The sequence below is a fragment of the Clostridium niameyense genome (assembly GCF_001243045.1).
Lineage (GTDB): Bacteria > Bacillota > Clostridia > Clostridiales > Clostridiaceae > Clostridium_F > Clostridium_F niameyense.
Window position 1 is genome coordinate 2,052,936 of record NZ_LN849007.1, and the last position, 21,271, is coordinate 2,074,206.

A 21,271-nucleotide genomic window follows, 5' to 3' on the forward strand; every position below is an offset into this window, starting at 1 on the left:
TTATTCACCAACTTTTTATAAATTAAAAATAAAAAGGAATTATCCCTAAAATTAAAAGAAATAATCCCTGACTTAGAATTTTAATAAATTTTATATTCTACTTTCCAACTATCTAATGATATTACTGTTTTATTCTCTAAATTTAAAGGGAAAATAAAATTACATACTTTAGCTTTTAAAGCTGATACACTCAAATCTTCCATTTCAAATACATTTGAAACTACAACTTTACCTGACTCATTTAAAATACTCATAGGTAATTTTTCTATGTTAATTGATTTATCATTACCATTTCTTATTACTATAGTAACTAATAAATTTCCATCTTCATTAATTCCTATACTAAAAGTTGAAAGACTTACCTCTCCTTCTTTTAAAGATGGTAATTCATTTAAAAAATCATCATAAACTTTCTTACTTTCTTCATCTATATCGTCTGGTAAGTTTTCGTAATCTAATGTAAGATTTCTTAAAGCTTTTAAATTATTATCAAAAACTATCTTCCAATCATCCATAGGTATTTTATCTACAAGCATATTTTTTTTATCAAAATAAAGAACCCAAGGTCTAGCAGCATAAGGTGGTATATTACCAACATCTTTTAAATCAAAAATTTGTTCTGCTAAAACTTTTCCTTCAGAATTTATTATTTTAAATGGAATATCTTCAAAATTTATTTCTCTAGCTAGTCCATTTCTTAAATAAATTTTTATTTCGTATTTATCTCCTAAATCATATGCATATATACCTGCTACATTAACTTGATCCTTTTTTATAGGAACTAATTCATCTAATTCTTCTTGAAGTATTTCCTTTTGAACCTTAGACATAATATCTTCATCTTTTTTAGGAACAGATAATTTTATATTTAAATTGGCGTTTTCATTTTTAGACTCTTGGCGATTTAACTTATTCATTAAAATACCTCCGTTTATATTTTATATTTACAAAATATATTATAACCTCTAAAAAATTGTAAATCAATTTATATTTATGATTAAAGTTTACATATTTTTTAATAAAATTTTTAATAAAAAAATATAAATTGAGCAAAATAAGAGCGAGGTGATCTTATGAAATTAAAAAATAGAAACATTTTATCTTTATGTTTGTCTTTATTTTTATTAGTTTTTGTGGGAACAGGTTGCGCTAATAAAACAAGTGAAAACCCTCCTGCTAACAATAATACAAATACTGCTGGGCAAAAAGCTAATGATAATACAAACACTGCTGATCAAAAAGCTACTGAAAATAAAACTACTCCAGAAGTAACAAATGGTGATTTATCCAATAGAGCTAAAAAAATAGCTGATGAATTAGTAAAAATAGACGGAATTGAAAAGGCTAGCGTAGTTATCTCCGAGAAAAGAGCTTTAGTAGGTGTAACTTTACCTAGCTCTGCTGAAGGAAAAATTACTAATGAATTAAAAAAGAAAGTAGAAGATAAAGTAAAAAGTACAGACAAGGAAATAGACAATGTAGCTGTTTCAGCTGATGCTGATATTTACCAAAGAATATCAAAAGTGTCTGAAGGTATTATGGGAGGTAAAGGCATAAAGGAATTTGGTGATGAAATAGGGGAACTATTTAGAAGAATAACACCACAATAGTTTATAATAAATTAACACTATCAAATTTAATATTATATTTGATAGTGTTAATTTATCCATATTATAACATAATCATTAATTTCAAATTGTACCAATTCTATTTCATTATTAAAGTTGGTACTTTTTCGTATAAAATTATTTTACAATTCTTATATTTGATTCACATGTTTCTACCTTTTTACAAGATATAGATTGTGACTTATAGGTCGATTTAATTTTCTCCTCTTTACGCCTTGCAAATAAATATAATATATCACCAATGGCAAACCACATTATAATTATTCCCCATTCATAAGGCCAACTTAAAGAAGCTGGAAAACCTGGCATAAACATTAAAAGCATTGATAAACATAAAGTTATAGCCATTCCTCCTACAAATTTAGGATGTTTAACTTTATAAGGTCTTACCATATTAGGTTCCTTTTTTCTTAAAACTAAGAATGATATAGAAACTATTAAATAACATAGTAATATTCCAAATCCACCACAGTTATTTAACCATACTAACATCTTCTCACCAAAGAAAGGTGCAATACTAGACACCAAACCTATTAAAAGGATTGCATTGGTTGGTGTTTTATACTTAGGATGAATTTTAGCTAGAAATTTTGGTAACATTCCTGCTTCTGCCATTGAGTATATGGCTCTACTTCCTCCTATAAAGAAAGAATTCCAACTTGTTATTATTCCTCCTATTCCTGCTAATATCAATATCTTTGATGCTACTACACTTCCGCCAAAAACTTTTTTCATAGCATCTGCAGCAACTAAATTTGATGAAGCTATTTCACCTGAATTTAGGGATATTGATGTACTATATATTATCATAGCATACCAAAGTACTGCCATAATTACTGATAAAATTATTATCTTTCCTATTTCCTTAAATGGTACATTTATTTCTTCCGCAGCTTGTGGAATTACATCAAATCCAACATACATAAATGGTGTCATAATAGTTACAGCTAAAATTCCCTTTCCTCCATTTACAAATGTAGGATGAATATTTTGTATACTTCCATTAAATAAACTTCCACCAAATAATAAAATTCCTACACATGCAATCATAAATGTTACTACACCTTGCATGAAAGCTGCTGGTTTAGCACCGAAATAGTTTATTGCTGTTATAATTAAAGCACTTCCTGAACCAATTAACACAAATGTACCATAAATATCACAGCCAGCAATAGTATACATATAGCCCTTCATGTAAGAAAATGAAAATAAGTTTTCTAATACAGTTGGAAAAGCTACCGCCTCAAATGCAACTACGGAAATATATCCTAAAATTATGGCCCAAGTACATATGAAGGATGGAGTTCTTCCTAAGGCTCTATAGCTAAACACAAGATCTCCTCCGCATTTAGGCATAGCAGATGTTAATTCTGCATAAGTTAAACCTACAAAGAGTACCATTATACCCCCTATTACGAAAGCTAACATCGCCCCCAAACTTCCTGCGCCTTTTATCCATTGTCCTGTAAGAACAACCCATCCCCAACCGATCATAGCTCCAAAGGCTAGGGCCATAATATCTTTTTTGGATAAAACTCTTTCAAAACTTTCCTCGTTACTACTGGCGACACCTTTCTTACTCATAACATACATCTCCCTTTACATTTTGTATTTAATTTTTTATTTATTTAATAATTTATTTTTAACAATTTTATAAATATATAGGCTTTAGGACTCTAAAAGGAGTATACTAACTCTAAATTTTCTATAAACTCGTCTACTTTTGTGTCTTAATCATTGGTTATGTTTTCTTTAAATAGTAGCAACTTATATAATTGTAATGTTGTTACTAAATTATAATACTTTTACATTGGAATTGTCAACCAATTTTTTATTTTTTGAAATATCGTACATTTACAATGAGAATTTTTTATTAATTAATTATTAACTTCACTAATTTTTATTATTATCATAAAATTATTATATATATTTTAATAACAATACATATTTAAATTATAATTATCTATTTTTGAAAAATAAAAATACCCTAGAAAGAATTTTTTTAATTCTTCTAAGGTATTATTTTTATCTACTTAAACTTTAATTTATAGATATAAAAGTAACTTAATCCCTTAAAGTTGCTATTATCCTATTAGTATTTTGAAATAGAATAAAAGCTGAATTTATATCTTTAACTACTATGTCTGATTCTAATAATAGCCTACCTGCACAACCTTCTTCTCCTATAACTGCAACAGACAATACAGCTTCTTTAAACATTTCTATATCATTCATACCATTACCTACTACCACAGTATTTTTAGAATCTAAACTATGAACAAAGTCTTTTTTATACTTAGTTGCATTTCCCTTTGGAAAAGTTTCTATTTTAATGGGTAAATCCCTACATTGTTGTTGTACATTTCCATAAGTATCTGCTGTTAATATATAAATATTAAATTTTTTACTTAGTTCCACAAGATTCTTTTTTACATATTCATTTAGAATTCCATCTACTGCTATAGTACCATTATAATCAAAAACTATATTTTTTATATTTAAAGTTTCTCTTCCTTGAATATTTATAGATTCCATGAGTTCCTCCTATTATGTCCTATTTACACATATTTTTAAATTCTATCCGAATATACCCTGTATATAATTTAGTGTTCTTTCGTCTTTAGGATTTTCAAACATTTTATTTGTTTTATTAACTTCAATAATTTCTCCATCTAACATAAAAATTGTCTTATCTGAAATTCTTTTTGCTTGAGCTAAATTATGAGTAACAATAACTATAGTATAATGTTTTTTCAGTTCAAGTAGCATTTTTTCTATAATAGCAGTATTTCTTACATCTAAAGCAGAACAAGGCTCATCCATTAAAAGCACCTCGGGTTCTGCAGCTAAAGCTCTTGCTATACACAATCTTTGTTGCTGACCACCAGATAATTTAAGTGCAGACATATTTAAATCTTCTTTTATCTCTTCATATAATCCAACTAACTCTAATTTATCTTTTATTATATTTTTAGCAGTATCCTTATCTTTTACTCCATAATATTTCAATACATAATTAATATTTTTATATATAGAAAAAGGAAATGGTGCTGGAGTTTGAAAAACACATCCTATACTTTTTCTTAATTTGTCTAAAGGCATTTCATTTGTTTCTTTACCATTAAATAAAATTTGTCCTTTTACATTGGATTCAGTATTTTCTTTTGTAATGCCATTTAAAGTTTTTAAAAATGTAGATTTTCCACAACCTGAGGGCCCCATTATTGCAGTTATTTTATTTTTTTCCACGGAAATATCTATATTTTTTAATACTTGTTTTTTGCCAAAATATACACTTAAGTCTCTTACATCTATTATTTTTTCCATATTTTATGCCCTCCCTTTTCTTACAACTATCATAGCCATAAAATTTAAAATCATAAGAATAGCTATTAAAACAAATGCAGTTCCATAAGCATTCTCCATAGATATTCCCTGACTTATTAATATATATAGGTGATAAGAAAGTGCCATAACTGGTGATGAAAATGAATTAGGATTTGGTGCTGAAACTACTGCAGAAGTTAGCATAATTGGTGCTGTAGCCCCCATAGCAAATCCGCTAGATAACATAATTCCAGACACGATTTCTTCTATACATTCAGGCAATATTATATTAAATAAAGTATAGGTTTTATCCATACCCAACGCATATGATGAAAGTATTATATTCTCATCTACACCTTCTAAAGCCTTTTCTGTGCTTATTTCTATATAAGGAAAAATCATAATAGATAATGTAATACCTCCTGCTAAAAGAGATACCCCTAGCTTTAAAAAAAATACTAAAAAGGAATATCCAAATAAACCCAAAACTATAGATGGAATGCCTGAAATAGAATTTATAATTATATGCATTAAAGAATTAATTTTTTTATTTTTGCTATATAAACTAAGATAAATTGCTGTAGCTATACCAAGTATAGCTGCAACTACACAACTTATTAGCATAAGAGATAAACTTCCCAATATAGCGGGGAGTATGCCTCCCTCTTTTCCTAAGGGTATTCCTTCCGGTCTTCCTAATAAAAAATCCTTATTTATAACTACATATCCTTTTTTCAATATATAAATAATTATAAAAAAAACTATAGAAATTACTATAAAAATGCTTAAAAAATACCATAAAAATAATAATATATTTTTAAAAGACTTCTTCATAACTAGGCCTCTTTTCTACAAAATTATGCTTTTCTTTATATGATAAAATATAATATTTATAACAATTAATATAATCATAAGTATAAATCCTGATGCAAATAAAGCATGATAATGTACGCTTCCTATCTGAGCTGAACCCATTTCTAGTGCTATTAATGAAGGTATAGTTTCCCCCTTACTTAAAAGCTTAGGCATTACAGAACTGTTTCCTATAACCATCATTACTGCCATAGTTTCCCCCATGCCTCTTCCTATAGCTAATACAATAGATGCTATTATAGCTTTTTTTGAAGCTGGTATAACTAAATTATTCATCATATACCACTTTGAAACGCCGAGAGCTTGTGAATAAGTATAATACTTTTCATAAGCTTTAACCATAGTATCTGTACAATTAGATATTATAAAAGGCAAAATCATAATTGATAAAACTATAGAAGCACTTAAAATTGTTTCACCTGAAGAAATATTTTGTCTTTTCTCTAAACATTTAACCACTACTGAAAGTCCTATAAAACCATAAATAACTGATGGTATACCAGATAACATTTCTATCATAGGTTTTAATATATTTCTTATTTTTTCTGAAACAATATTAGCTAAAAATATTGAAGCTCCTATACCTATAGGCAATGATATTAATATAGCTAGAAAAGTTACATACAAAGTTGATGCTATAAATGGAAATATAGACACCTTAGCTGGTTCATCTAATGGTTCCCACACAGTTTTTGTTATAAAATCTAAAAAAGATACATGCTGAAAAGTAGCTATTCCCTCTCTAAATATAAAAATTAAAATTAGAGATAAAATTATTAAAGATAATAAAGTTATAATTTTTATAAATATGTGAAAAAAATTATCCCAAAATTTATGCAAAATATTCACCTCTTAATAAATATAAGAAAGGAAAAACTTCCTTTCTTATATCCATTTTTTATATTATTTTACTGAAACAAATCCTGAATCATCTATAATTTTTAAACCCTCATCAGTTTTTAAGAAATCAACAAAAGCTTTTTCCACTGGTGTAAGTTCCCCATCTTTTACAAGTAAAAGAGGTCTTGCAATTTTATACTTTCCATCAGCTATATTTTCTTTTGTTGGAGCTATTTTATCAACTTCCATTGGAATTAATTTTCCTTCATGTTGTTTTACAAGACCTACTGACGCATATCCTATAGCATTCTTATTTTCTATTATTTTTTCTGTTAAAGCTCCCATAGATGGTGCTTGTACAGCATCTTTACTTACTTTTTTATCTCCCATTACAGCTTTTTGGAATACCTTAGCAGCTCCACCACCTGCATCCCTTACCACAATGACTATTTTATTATCAGGTAGAGATGAATCTACATCCTTCCAAGTTTTTGCTTCTCCTGAGAATATTTTTTGAATTTCTGATGTTGTAAGATTTTTTTTGTTTTTTAAAATCGGATTTTGTGGGTTTACAGATAAAGTTAATGCATCATACCCTATCTTAGTTTCATTGTATTTTTTTAACTTTCCTTTTTCTTCTTTACTAACTTCTCTAGATACTAATCCAAAGTTAGCTGTTTTTTCTAAAGCAGCTTTTATTCCTGCACCAGATCCACCTGAAGATACGGATACTTCTATATTTTCATCAGGTAAACCTTCCTTCATTTTTTTCCAAGTTCCATGATTATTTTTTAATTTATCTCCTGCTTTAGAAATTATAGGGGCCATAGTAGATGAGCCTATACACATAATCTTTCCTGATTGTTTTTTATCAGATGATTTTTCATTAGATACAGTTGCCTTATTACCACAGCCTACACACATAAGCCCTACAGCTAACACAAGACTTATTACCAATGATAATCTTTTTTTCATTGTATTACCTCCCATGTTATTTTATAAAATATATTTCCATACACAATATTAACATAATTCTTACAGCAAATATATACAAATAACCCCAAAATTCCTTAATATTATATAATTATTACTTATAGATTCATGGTTAATTATTTTCTTTTCTTATACTATAAACAATAAATCTTTAATATGTTATAAAAAATTTCATTATAATAGGTTGTTGTAAATTAATATTTTTATAGTTTTTTATAGAGTTTTTTATAACTAGGTAATAGGTAGAACCAAGTTTATAATTTTCTCTATTTTTTACTATAATGCTTTTATTTGAAATTTTTGTATCTATATTAGGTACTATATTAAGAGAACCATCTAAAACATATACTATCTTATTTAACTCCTGCTCTTTTAACTTGGAATTAAAATTTATAGTCCAAATCTTATTAGAATGCACATTATATCTATTTTCCCAAAATTTATATCCTTTAAATAACTCACTAAAAAGTATCTCTAATTTTTCTTTATCTTCTATATAATCTTCTAGCTTTAACTTTTCTTCTATAGCATTATTAATATTATAATAATATAAGTAACCATCCTTTATATATAAATCTTTAACATAAACATTTAATATTTTTGATAGTTCTTGTCCATCTTTTTTTATTTTATATAGATTTCCACCATCGGAATAATTAGAAAAATAAATCCATTCTCCATGCTGAGCTAAATATGTAGCTGATTGTTGAAATATTTTTATGTCTTCTTTACCATCAAAACTCATTTTATAAATTCCATTACCATCATTTTTATTGCTATAATAAATATAATTATTATCTTTTACTACACTTTTTGCCTTATGAAGATATTTAAAGTAATTATCTGTACATTTAGGAAACTTTGTTCTATCCCATACATGATCCTTCGATAATTCTTCATCTGTAACATTTAAATATTTATAATGAGCATTAGTTTTATAAAAATTAGAATCATTCCAAGTTGCATCTACATGATAAAATTTGTTGTTTATCTTTACTATATTCCAAGCATGATCCGTTCCTGCAAAACCCACTACTCTTATAGCATAAATTCCAACTTTATTAAGTAAAATTTGCATAGCTCTAGTATATCCATCACACACCGCCTCATTATTTACAATACATCCATAGGATGTAAAACTTAATCCTTTAGTATCTAAAATATAATTTGTATTTAAAACTATATAATCATGTATTGCTATTTCTTTTTGAAATTCCGTCATGTTAGGTTTTATAATATTATTTAAAATTTCATCTATCTTATTATTAAACTCATTTTTCATTTTCATTATAGTGTTAGCATCATATTTATATTTTAATTCCAACACACCATTGCTCCAAAAATAAATTTGTGCAGTATTGTCAAAATAAAATATTTCCGGATGGTCATTTAAAATTTTATCTAAGGTATCAAATACCTCCTTACTATTATGAGAGTATCTAGATGTATCTGATGTTTTTTCAAACTTAAAATATCACTCAATATACTATCATATAATTCATTATTATAATTTGAATTCGATGCATAATAACATTTTCCTAACTCCTTTGGAGCCTCATATTTTTTTTCATTATTTTTTGCAAAAACTTTATTACATGAAAATATAAATATAATAATATAAATTATAAAAAATACTTTTAATTTTTTCATAAATTCTCCTTGCATAGTATAAATTCATCAAAATTGTGATTATTAAAAATATTATAGACTAATTTTATCATATCTTTTTAATTTATTGCCAGGTTTCATGTAATATTATAGTGTTTTTCAAAATATCACTTATAACAAATCACGGTTTAGTTACAATTATTTAGGTTAATATTAGATTTTTTGTTCTTTATTTAATAAAAAATTACCCTTATATACATTATATTTATATTGTATGTAAGGGTAATTTTATATTATTTTATAGTTACTTTAGTATCAAGTAACTCTCCCATTTTTTGAGTTAATATTATTCTAGAATTTCTCTCATCTAATGTCATATTATACACGTGAATAAGTGTTCCATTTTTTTTGAATGCATTATATATAGATCTAGCCACATCCTTAGTAGTATCTGTAGGCTTAACATCTATATTAACTGTTTGATTTAATACATGATTTTTTTCAGCTGAAACATTAACTTTTATAGTTTCTTGCTTATTTGAGACGCCTGTTACATTTATATTACAAATTTCTTTAATTTCATAAATTGGTTTTCTTCCATAGGATTCATCTCTTTGCTCGAACTTAACTTCATCAGTATTTTGTGCTAAATCATTTATGTTATTTTCATAATGCTTAGACGTGAAAGATACTGTAGATGGTTTATTTCCTTGTTCCACTATATAAATATTCTCTACATCCCAATCCTTATTATCTTTAAAAATCTCAATAATTTTGTGTTTTATAGCCGTAGCATTATCTCTTGATTTAACTTTTACTTGTTTGCCTGCAATTGTAATATCATGTTCATTTTTTATTAATCCATCATTTTCTGGTATTATAATTTTAACATGTGATTTTTGTTCTGTACCCATACTGCCTCTTTGGCCATGTCTTTCTATGCTACTTTCTAATTCTACTTTATGGTTATTTACTACCAATTCTCGTTTTAATTCTGCCTTTTCCACTACTTCTGATGCTGGTTTTAATTCTGGTTTCTTTACTACTTCTGATTCTCCTCTTAATTCTGGTACCACTTCAGGTTCTGGTTCTACTACCGGGGGAACCTCTACTGGATTTAATTCTGGTACTACATTATGATTATTTTCTTTTACTGGAGGTAAATATGGTCTTCTAACTGTAACATCCAATTTAATATTTTGTTGACCCTGTCCTATTGTAACTGTAGATTTACCTTCTTTAACTGCTGTTAATGTTATAGTTTCACCTGAAACATCTTTATTAACTACAGAATTTTTTCCTAAATCTATTGATTGAACAGTAATATCTTTAACTACTGTTGTTTTATCTGCTTTTTCTAGGATTTTAAATTTGATGGACTCATTATTATTTAATGATATTTGAACTCCAGGTGTTTCATAATCTTCATCAACAGTAGTTCTACCATCTTCTCTTACTATATCTAAAGAAATATTTTTTAAATTATCTTCTGGCTTATTTGGTAACTCTTTTATTTCAATAACTTCATTTATCTTTTGAACTAAATCTTTTGAAAGTATTTTCTCACTACCAATTACATTAAGGTTAACCTTATCATTAATTTTTAAATTATTTTTTATGTAACTAACAGCTTTACTGTCACTTTCTTTGCCATTTGATACTAAAACTATTGGAGATTTATATTTTCCGGCTAAGGCTGATGCAACCAATGAATCTACTAAATGATTTTTTTCTCCATTAGCTATATATACATGGGAACCCTTTAATTTAAAAGCATCTAATACTAATCTATTAGTTTCAAATCTGTCAGCTCCACCATTTATTCTCTTACTTGCTCTTAATTTATTATAGATTGTATCTGATACTGTAACGTCTCTACCTATAACTGTTACCTTTGAATTATGTTTATCTATAAATTTCTTTGCTTCATTTGAAGTACTTTCATCTTCACCTACTAATAATAATATTTTCCCTTCCTTAGCAGCTACTGGTGCGGCTGTTAGTGCATCTGCTAAATATCTATTTCCATTAACAACTAAAACTTCGTTAGCTGTTACACCGTGTTTACTTACTAGTTCATTAGCTATTGCTATATTAGTTTCATATCTATCTTTTCCCGCTAATCTTATTACCTTTTTACCAGACTTTTCTAATGAGGCTTTTATATTATTACTTACAACACCTTCAGAACCTAAAATATAAACATTCTTTGCTCCTAATTTATTCATAGCATCATATGTATTTTTATTTAATACATCCTTTTCTGTTAATAGTATTGGTGCATTTAATTTTTGTGCTAATAATGATGCGCTTAGAGCATCAGCATATCCTCCACCTGAAACTAATATTACATTATCAGTTTTTCCTGATTCCCAATTTAACTTTGCAACATTAGCGGCAGTTTCATATCTATCGTTTCCTGCAAATCTTTGTACATTACTATTTTGTGCTTGTACATTTCCTGTAGATATTCCAATTGTTAAAGCCACAGCTGCCATTGTACAATTTGATAGCGATTTTATAGTTTTTTTATTCATATTCTTACCTCCTAATTTATATTAATATTTTCAAGAATAATTGAATTTAATATTATATTCCATATAAATTCTTATATTTTCTTGAAAATATGTTACAAGTTAAGATTAATTGTAACATATTTCATCCTTACTTTCCATAAATATGTTGATTTTTTTATAATTTTGTAACATTTTTATTAACAACTTGATATGATTTATCAATTAACTTTTTAGATTTTTAATTATCTACATGTATTAACTTAGTATAAATTTAAATTTTTTCATTGAATTCTATAGATTTTAATAAAAAATTTTATAATTAATATTTTCTGTAAAAAATTACTTGAAGTTTGATTATAGCTCTAGGAGTTTTTTGTGTAATTTTAAATATTTAGTATTAATTAAGTCTAAAAATAATTTTATTCTAAAATAAAAGGACCTCTTATTGCACCTTAATGCACTAAGATAGTCCCTTCTATTAAAATATTAGTATTTTATATTATAATTAACATGATATTCATCTGGTACACTTATAGATCCACCATTAAATCCAATTCTATTTTTTGATGCAACTTTGCTTAACTCTTGCCCTAAATCTTCTTGAGACATTTTAAAGCCTCTTATTCTTAAACTTAAATTTGATTTTTTATTTTTAAGAGCGTCCAATATTGCTTCATCCAATTCTTTTATACTGGTAACCTTTTTAATTAATTGTCCTTTGTTATCATATTCATCTACATCCATATTATTATAAGAATATTTCGTAGCTGTACATGCTGGAAAACTTTGTTCAAATTTACCTCTTTTATGATCTCTGTTAAAAATGCTATCTGGAATATTAAAATAAGTATGGTTAACTGTAGAATTAGAATCCTCTGTTAAACTAGCAGTTCCATTTCTATCTGAAACTGGATCATCCCACGTAGCATCTAAATTGTACCAATTGCCATCATCTAATTTAACTATATTCCAAGCATGTCCACCACCATCTACTCCATTTCTAACGGAAACACCTGTAACATACTTACATTCAATTCCTGCTTCATTTAATAACAAACTCATAGCCTTTGCATAACTTTCACATACACCAATATGTTTTATTAAAACTCCATAAGCATTATGATCTTCTAACTCATTAATATGATTTTTATAGTTTGCTGAATTGTAATCTGCAATCTTAACTAAATAATCATGAAGAGCAAGTTCCTTTTCAAATTTACTCATCTTATCATTAGTCTTTTCTTTAACTATTCTTTTTACTTCCTTTAAAGTTTCTTCTTTTTGTCTTTTAATCTCATTAATATCTCTATTATAAGTAAATGTTATAGTCATAATGCATTTTATTCCATCAAATTTAAAGCTACCTTTAGGGCTTGGCTTACCAAAATCCATTCCCCCTAATTCTGTCATTGAATCATTAAATTTATTAAAATTGTACGCAGCCTGATTTGATGAAAAATTAGGTAGTGATATCTCTATTTTTTCTTTACAATCTTCTACTGCTTTTTTTACAATATTATCAAGTTCTTCTGGAGTATTTGCTATCAACTCTTTTTGTGCTAATACATTTATAGTAAAATCTTTAGTTACAGATTTGCCATCCTTAGTTATAGTAGCTTTTAAAGTTACATTTTCATCTTTCTTCCCTATTTCAGGTCTTATAACTTTTCCCGAATTACTTACAATGAAAGGTTTATTTGATACCCAAGCTATAAGAGCTCCATTTACGGAAGTTGGTAAATCAATATCTTTATCTATATTGTTTGCATTGTTTATTTTTAAAGAACTAGCAACTAAATTTATTTCTGCTTCTACATCTTTTTCTTTTGCTTTAACAGTTATATTAAACTTTTTAGTTTTTAAAATTGAACCTTTTTTTACAGTAGCCTCTATTACTACTCTCTCATCTTTATCTGTTCTTGTAACTTCCCCATTATTTGAAACTACTGATGGTTTATCAGAATTCCAAGTTATATTAACTGTATTTTTTTCATCTGAAGATGGCAGTTTTATATTATCAACTATACAATTAAGATCTTGTTTTAATTGTATAGATTTAAGTGCTTCATCTACAAATTCCTCATCAGTAATCTCTTTAGCTTTAACAGTTACTATAAAATTCTCTGTATCTTTAGCTTCTCCTTTTGTGAAAGTAGCTGTTAATGTTACTATAGCATCTCCATCTTTAGCTTCTGGTCTTGTAACTTTTCCAGCATCACTAATTATACTTTTGTTATTAGATGTCCAAGTAATCTTAACCCCATTATTTTCTGATGGAAGATTTACATCTGAAGTTATATTATTTAAATTGTTTAATTTTAAACTACCCTTAACTCGTTGCACTGATTGAACATCAGCTAATTTTTTTTGTTTTTCTTTTTCAACTTGTTTTTCTTTCTCTGTTTGTTTTTCTTTTTCTTTATCTGTGTCTTTTGTTATTTTTTCGCTATCCCTAGCTAACCATATTAGGTTTTCGCTTAGGTCCACACCCTACGTGCGACTTTCATCGCATAAGGCGTTTTATCGATAATAGAAAGTTGGAAGTTTTCTAATCTCAAGTTTAATTCATAATTAAGTTAAATTTTATAAAATATTTACTTATTTATCGTTTTTAACCTTACTTTACTTAATACTATAAAAACTGTTTTTTAATTATTTTATTCATAATACCCTAAATATTTTTTATTCAATATGAATATTTTTATAGCCAATAATGGATGTTTTTAAAACCATCCATTATTGATTTTCTTATTAATTATTTTAAAGGAATTATTTTGTGATATTTTGAATTTGGAAACCATTGATTACAATCGTTAGGATCAAAGCTCTTTGTAAATATGTGAACTTTTCCATCACTATTGTATGATTTATTATCTTCAAATGCTTGACCATTTACTTTTGTTACATCCTTTAATAAAGTTATAGATGTTATTTTATTATTTCTAAAAGAAAAACGATCTATAGCTATTTTTTCAGTTTCTGGAGAAAATACTGCTGATATCAAGTTATTATCTGCAAAAGTATGATTTCCTATCTTCTTTAAAGTTCCTGGAAATTCTACATGCTCCAATTTATTACCTGCAAAAGCATATGCATCTAATTCCTTTACACCTTCTCCAATATATACCTTATTTATTTTATTTCCTTCAAAGGCATTTGTACCAACTACTAATCCATTTATTCCATCTGGTATCACTACTGTTTCTAATCCCTTATTTTTAAATGCATAATTTTCAATTCTTGTTATAGCCTCATTCTTACTATTTACTTTGGGTAAAATTAAATTCTTATTAGATTTTAATTTTTCTTCTCCTAATTTTGAAAAACCAACTATAATTCTTTCATCTACTATTTTCCTAGTATTATCCCCATCTTTTATCTCTACTTCTTTTCCGAAAATAAAATCACTTATATCCCATTTATTATTTTCAACAGTAAGATTTTGTTTTACTATTATTCTACCATTGACTTTTAATTCTAATGGAGTATCTGGTTGTGACACCCCTTGTGGTAAAGTAAAAGTTCCTATGGCTCTATACTCTCCTTTAGTATTTCCATCAAAATTTTCAAGTTTCCAATTTAACTTAACATCTTCATGCTTTTTATCATTGGAATCAGTTATATAAGTTGTTTTGGATAATTTATTTTTTACAGAATCTTCATTTTCTCCAACATTTACTACTACAGGAGCTACTTCTCCTATAGATTTAATGGTTAATTCATCCACCACATCTTTCTTTTTACATTCAATAATAAGTGTATTTTCCTTATGTTTAAGATCAACTTTTCTTTCATTTTTGTCTATTATTTCATATTCATTATTTTCATAGTAAGGATTTATTGATATTCCCTTATCCCCTATATGAAAATATTTTCTCTCCTGAACTTCTTTTTTATCTTTAATTACCTTTACTAATTTGTAAGCTATATTTTCCTCTTTTAATATTGTATCTTCACATTTGTATTGAACTCTTATAGTTGATGGATTAACTACATGATATTTAGAATCTTGTATATTATTTAAATTTTTATATCCTGGTGTAAATAAATAAACCACTCCATCATGACCTAAATTTTTACTAAAAGCATTATCCTCTATTTTTTTAACAGTACTTGGAATTTGCACATCTTTTAAATGATCTTGAGAAAAAGCATACTTATCTATTTCCTCAACGCCCTCTTCAATAGTAACAAAAGTTAAGAAAGTATCATGCCAAGTGTTTCCAAATGCACTTTTTCCTATCTTTTTAACATTTCCTGGAATGACTACAGAACTAATCTTATTTCTTTCAAAAGCTCTTAAACCTAACTCTTTTACACTTTTAGGAATAGTTATAGATTTAAAATTATTATTGTTAAATCCTGATAAATATTCTAAAGTACTAGGTAATGTTAATTTTTCTATTTTATTATCACTAAATGCTCTATCAGAAATTTTAACTATTCCTTCTGGAATTATTAATTTTTGAAGATTATTAAAAGAAAATGCAACTTCTATAGTTTTTAAATTTTTAGAAAGTATTAAATCATCTATATTATTATAAGTAAAAGCACCATTTTCAAGACTAGTAACACTGTCTGGAACAGCCAACTTTTCCAACTTGTTATTATTAAAAGCTAAAGTCTTTATAGTAGTTAATCCTTTTGGCAAATCAACCTTAGTTAAAAGATTATTACGAAAAGCCTCTTTTCCAATTACCTTAACAGTACTTGGTATTTTTACTGAATGTAGAGCTAATTTAGAATCTTGTTTAGCACTATCCTTATTTTTTAACGTGTCTTTAGCACCGCTTATTCTAAGCTCAGTTGAGAAGGCTTTATCCCCTATCTCTGTTATCTTCGCCCCATCCTTATTTGTATCCGGTAAAATTAAATCTTTATTTAACGTAAACTTTTCTTTTCCACTTTCAGAAAATCCAGTTATAGTAGTACCATTAAAAGTAAAATCTGAAATTTTCCACTTGCTATCTATTAATTTAACTATTATTTTTACTGATACTTTTAAGTCTTTAGCTGGAGTTGGCTGAACAAGTCCCTCTGGAAGTTTTATTTTTGCTGTAGCCTCGTATTCTTTTTCTTCATTTTCCTTATATCCTCTAAGTCTCCAAACTACATCTACATTATGTTCTTTATTCTTTGAGTCAACTATAGTTACTTGTTTAGGTAATTTAGCAATAACATTCTTTCCACTTGTTCCTATGTTCACTACCAAATCCCCTAAAGGTTTTATACTCTTCAAAGAAACTTTCTCAGTATTTCTAATTACTTTAGTTGTATCATCAAAAGTTTTAGCTTCTATTTCGTTTACTGTTGATGGAATAATTATAGTTTTAAAATTATTCTTTTGAAATGATCCCCCACGTATAATTTTTATATTGCTAGGAATAATCATCTCATTTAATTTATTATTATTAAAAGCAAATGATGGTATTTCATTCATATTCTTTGAAAGAGTTATAGATGTTAATTCATTATTCATAAAAGATCTTGAATCTATAGATTTAACACTATCAGGTAAAATTAAAGCTTCTAATTTATTTCCCATAAAAGCTCCCATGCCAATACTTTCTAATCCATAAGGCAATGTTATAGATTTAAAATTATTGCCCATAAAAGCAGCGTCACCTATTTGTTTTAATGATTTTGGTAGCTTTAGAGAGCTTAAGTCTTTTTTAGCAAACACTTTTTTATCTATACTTATAACCTTTTCTCCATTAATACTATCTGGAATAACTATGTCCTTTTCTTTTCCGTTATATTTAGTAATATTACCCTTTGAAACTTCCAAATCCTTTGATATTATGCTTTCGTAAATATTATTAACTTTATTATTTACATCCTTAAAATTAGCATTTTTATTCTGACTTAAATTTTTTGCTTCACTAATAGCATTATTTATTTTATCTAAGTCCTCTTTACTTTTTCCATCTTTATTTATTTTTTCTCCGTACTTAATAGCTTCAGTTAACTTCTCATAAGTTATTTCAACGCCATTTTCAAAGGCACTTTTACCTATATCACTAACATTTTCCGGCACAGTTACGGATTTTAATTTATTCTTTGAAAAAGCCCCTGCCCCAATTGTATCCACCGTTGATGGAATAATTATACTTTCCAACCTATTCCCCATAAAGGCAGCTCTACCTATTGTGCTAACCCCTTTAGGAATATTTATAGAAGTTATTTCATTTTTTGAGAAACATCCTGTAGCTATGTTACTTATACCTTTAGGTATATCTACAGATTTTAATTTATTGTCGCTAAATGCCAAATTACCTAATTCCTTTAAACTTTTAGGTAATTTAATACTGGTTAAATTATTTTTAGCAAAAGCTTGATATTCTATAGTTTCTATAGTTTCTGGCAATTTTACTGATTCTAATTTCTTGTTCATAAAAACCCCTGATCCAATAATTATTACTTTCTCACCATTAATTTTTTCAGGAATTTCTACATTTTTTTCATTTCCATTATATTTAGTAATTTTTCCATTGATAAACTCAAAATTCTTATTATTGCTATCCCAAGTCTAACCTTTTATAAGGTTTTTAACTGGTCCACACCCTACGTGCCACTTTCATGGCATAAGGCGTTCACTCGATTAATAGGAAGTCGGAAGTTGTAATATCACCACCAATTATATCATATATATTTTCTTTTTTTACAATATGTTACATTTAATTTTCAAATACATACCTTCCTATGTATAAATTTTTCTTATAATTTACGTAAGGCTTGAAAATTAGATAATCGACAATAAACCATCTTACACGATTTTAAAAATCATATAACACGGTTCGTTTTTTTAGATATGACTAACTTGAATTTAATACTTAACTTCCCATTTAACTTTCTATTACCGACTAGGTTCCTTTGCTAACTCAGTTTTATCCTTCCTCTAAGTTACCTTAAAGGTATTTCAGAGACTTCCAAACTCTGATTTTCGGCTGAGCTTCATAGCTACTATGAACCTGCTGAGCCCGTATATGTATCATTAGTGCTGTTACACCTTCTCATATACAGCATCAAACGTTCCGCTCTATCTATCCCTTATATTAACTACCTTAGGTATCCACTAACGACTTACTTTGTTTTGGGTTAACAGCTAATTTTTCCAAAACCAATTAAGCATTTCAACTTAATTGTTTCATACCAAGCCCAAAGCATAGCTATCAATTTAACAGTATGAAATATTTTTATAAGACGCATACTTATGGATTAGCACCGTTTACCATAGCAGTTTTTTTAGGAGCCCCGCATCCGACTCTCACAGATTACGACCTTACCTGGCTTCACAAATTAAATATAACAGTATTTAAACTCGTGCAGGGGACTTAGGCTCAAAGCTATTTGCTGTTTACTTTGAATAGGATTTTCACCTATCCAATCAATAGAGCAGTTAGAACTTTTTTGTTCCACTTTTTTCGTAAATTCTATTTACTTATAAAGTAACGTTTCGCACTTTTATTGTTGGGCAATTTCTTCTACTTTATATTGTTTTCCATTAATTAATCCTATTATTTCCTTTCCAGCTAAAACCGCTGAATCTTCCTCCCTGTCAGACAACTCTCCATTGGCTTTTACATATTTAACTTTTCCCTCTACTGTAACTTTATATTTCTTTCCTGTAGGTACTATTATTTTTTCAGAGCCCTCAACTGCTCCAACAACAGACCCATCTGCTAATAAAACTTTAGCTATTGGTTGTGGTTTTACAACTGGATCCACAGCTGGTTTTTCATCTTCACTTTCATGACCCTTTTCATCCTTTTCTTTAGGCTGTCCATTAGAATCTTTAGGTTTTTGTTCTGATTTATGATTTTCCTTATTGGAGTCCTCATGAACCTGTGTCTTTTCTTTATTTTTAACTACAACATCTATTTTAATTTTTTCAGATCCACAAGTTATAGTAATTGTAGATTTTCCTTCTTTAATAGCTGTTAAAGTTACAGTTTCTCCCACAACTTGTTTGTTAACTACAGATGCGTTTCCCAAGTCTATTGAGTTATCATTAACTTCTTTAACTGCTACTGTTTTGTTACCCTTTTCCACAAGCTTAAATTTAACATCTTCTTTATTATTTAATAATACTTGAATTCCTGGTTGATTAGGATCTTCATCAATAGATGTTTTTCCATCCTCTTTTACTACATCTAAATAAGTTTTTTCTAATTTATTTTCTTTATCGTTTTCAACCTCATTAGAATCCTTTAATTTTATAACTTTATCTATTTTTTCTACTAATTCATTAGAAAGAATAGTCTCTGAACCAATGGCACTTACGTTGCTCTTATTATCTACCTTTAGGGTATTATATATATAATTAACTACCTTATTATCTGTTTCTTCAACATTTGAAACTAGAACTATAGGAGATTTGTACTTTCCAGCTAATGCCGATGCAACAAGTGAGTCTACTAAATGATTTGTTTGTCCATTAGCTATATAAACACGGGAATTGTACATTTTGAAAGCATCAAGTACTAACCTATTAGTCTCAAATCTATCCTTTCCCCCTTTTACTCTTCTAGTTGCTCCTAGTTTATTATAAATATGCTCAGATACTGTAACTTTATTTCCTATAACTGTTACCCTAGAATTATGAGTTTCTACAAATTTTTTAGCTATATGAACACTACTTATATCCTCACCAACTAATAAAAGTACTTTACCTTCTTTTGCAGCTACTGGCGCCGCTGTTAAAGCATCAGCTATATATCTGTTACCATTTACTACTAGAACCTCTTTAGGACTTACACCATGATTATTAACCAATTCATTAACCACAGCCAAATTAGTTTCAAATCTATCTTTGCCTCCTAATCTTACTGTTCTTTTTCCTTGCTTTTCTAAGAAAGTCTTTATATTATTACTTACAACTCCCTCAGACCCTAAAATATAAATATTTTTTGCCCCAAGTTTATTAATAGTATCATATGTACTTTTATTTAATTCATCCCTCCTAGTTAATAATATTGGAGCATTTAATTTTTGTGCTAATAAGGATGCACTTAAGGCATCGGCATAACCCTCACCTGAAACTAATATTATGTTTTTAGTTTCGCCTAATTTCCAATTTGAATTTGCAACATTAGCAGCTGTTTCATATCTATCAGCCCCTACAAACCTTTTCACATAATCATTATGCGCTTTTACGTTTCCTGCTGGAATAAATGTAGCTAAAACCAATCCAACTACTGTACTACTTACTAATGTTTTTGTAGTTTGCTTTTTCATGTTTTATACCTCCTATTATTTTTAATAAATGTAAAAAAGTAAGATAAAAATTAAATACATCATATGTTTTAAGTAGAATATATTTTATTTTTACTTACTATAAATATATTCGTTTTATATTTACATAATTTAATATTATTTTTCACTATTATTACTATATTTGATTTTTTATGTAACCATTATATATATTAACTATAAATTGCCTATATTTTATAAAAGGGAGGGACTACTAGATGATATTTATCTAGT

General features: G+C 27.5%; 14 protein-coding genes and 1 pseudogene. 1 reads left to right on the forward strand and 14 read right to left on the reverse strand.

The annotated features are described in order from the left end of the window. Window positions 1-80: 80 nt before the first annotated feature. Window positions 81-917, reverse strand: a complete 837-nt coding sequence (locus BN1711_RS10635) for an SLAP domain-containing protein (RefSeq protein WP_050608127.1) — start codon at window positions 915-917, stop codon at window positions 81-83. A 156-nt stretch (window positions 918-1,073) separates the two neighbouring features. On the opposite strand from BN1711_RS10635, the gene BN1711_RS10640 reads away from it, so the two are divergent. Further along, on the forward strand, window positions 1,074-1,610 hold the full coding sequence (locus BN1711_RS10640; RefSeq protein ID WP_050608128.1) for a YhcN/YlaJ family sporulation lipoprotein: 537 nt from the start codon (window positions 1,074-1,076) through the stop codon (window positions 1,608-1,610). 135 nt (window positions 1,611-1,745) lie between these two features. Here the strand turns inward: BN1711_RS10640 and BN1711_RS10645 are convergent, their stop codons facing one another. The 13 genes and pseudogenes from BN1711_RS10645 to BN1711_RS10700 all read right to left on the reverse strand — a co-directional run bounded on the left by BN1711_RS10645 (window position 1,746) and on the right by BN1711_RS10700 (window position 21,022). Next, window positions 1,746-3,212 carry an APC family permease gene (locus BN1711_RS10645; protein WP_050608129.1) on the reverse strand — a complete coding sequence of 489 codons (1,467 nt, stop codon included), beginning with the start codon at window positions 3,210-3,212 and terminating at the stop codon, window positions 1,746-1,748. Between the two features lie 480 nt (window positions 3,213-3,692). Continuing rightward, complete coding sequence (locus BN1711_RS10650) at window positions 3,693-4,163, reverse strand: HAD family hydrolase (RefSeq protein WP_050608130.1); 471 nt, start codon at window positions 4,161-4,163, stop codon at window positions 3,693-3,695. Window positions 4,164-4,205: 42 nt separating this feature from the next. Beyond that, window positions 4,206-4,955, reverse strand: coding sequence for a phosphate ABC transporter ATP-binding protein (locus tag BN1711_RS10655; RefSeq protein WP_050608131.1), 750 nt, complete (start codon window positions 4,953-4,955; stop codon window positions 4,206-4,208). A 3-nt stretch (window positions 4,956-4,958) separates the two neighbouring features. After that, a complete protein-coding gene (gene pstA, locus BN1711_RS10660) occupies window positions 4,959-5,789 on the reverse strand; it encodes a phosphate ABC transporter permease PstA (protein ID WP_050608132.1) in 831 nt (276 codons plus the stop codon). Between the two features lie 15 nt (window positions 5,790-5,804). Continuing rightward, entirely contained in the window at window positions 5,805-6,677 is an 873-nt protein-coding gene (gene pstC, locus BN1711_RS10665) for a phosphate ABC transporter permease subunit PstC (RefSeq protein WP_050608133.1), read from the reverse strand. A 54-nt stretch (window positions 6,678-6,731) separates the two neighbouring features. Next, window positions 6,732-7,643, reverse strand: a complete 912-nt coding sequence (locus tag BN1711_RS10670; RefSeq protein WP_050608134.1) for a phosphate ABC transporter substrate-binding protein — start codon at window positions 7,641-7,643, stop codon at window positions 6,732-6,734. 169 nt (window positions 7,644-7,812) lie between these two features. After that, window positions 7,813-8,988 (reverse strand): DUF5050 domain-containing protein, encoded by a 1,176-nt coding sequence (locus BN1711_RS10675; protein WP_050608135.1) that lies wholly within the window; start codon window positions 8,986-8,988, stop codon window positions 7,813-7,815. Between the two features lie 74 nt (window positions 8,989-9,062). After that, a complete protein-coding gene (locus tag BN1711_RS12785) occupies window positions 9,063-9,311 on the reverse strand; it encodes a hypothetical protein (protein ID WP_050608136.1) in 249 nt (82 codons plus the stop codon). A 251-nt stretch (window positions 9,312-9,562) separates the two neighbouring features. Then, window positions 9,563-11,806, reverse strand: a complete 2,244-nt coding sequence (locus BN1711_RS10685) for a cell wall-binding repeat-containing protein (RefSeq protein WP_050608137.1) — start codon at window positions 11,804-11,806, stop codon at window positions 9,563-9,565. A gap of 465 nt (window positions 11,807-12,271) precedes the next feature. Beyond that, window positions 12,272-14,272, reverse strand: a complete 2,001-nt coding sequence (locus BN1711_RS10690; RefSeq protein WP_050608138.1) for an immunoglobulin-like domain-containing protein — start codon at window positions 14,270-14,272, stop codon at window positions 12,272-12,274. 268 nt (window positions 14,273-14,540) lie between these two features. Next, complete coding sequence (locus BN1711_RS10695) at window positions 14,541-17,573, reverse strand: leucine-rich repeat domain-containing protein (RefSeq protein WP_481128490.1); 3,033 nt, start codon at window positions 17,571-17,573, stop codon at window positions 14,541-14,543. A gap of 171 nt (window positions 17,574-17,744) precedes the next feature. Beyond that, window positions 17,745-18,281, reverse strand: a pseudogene (locus BN1711_RS12955) (leucine-rich repeat domain-containing protein); the annotation flags it as partial. Between the two features lie 968 nt (window positions 18,282-19,249). Then, window positions 19,250-21,022, reverse strand: coding sequence for a cell wall-binding repeat-containing protein (locus BN1711_RS10700; RefSeq protein ID WP_050608140.1), 1,773 nt, complete (start codon window positions 21,020-21,022; stop codon window positions 19,250-19,252). Window positions 21,023-21,271 lie beyond the last annotated feature (249 nt).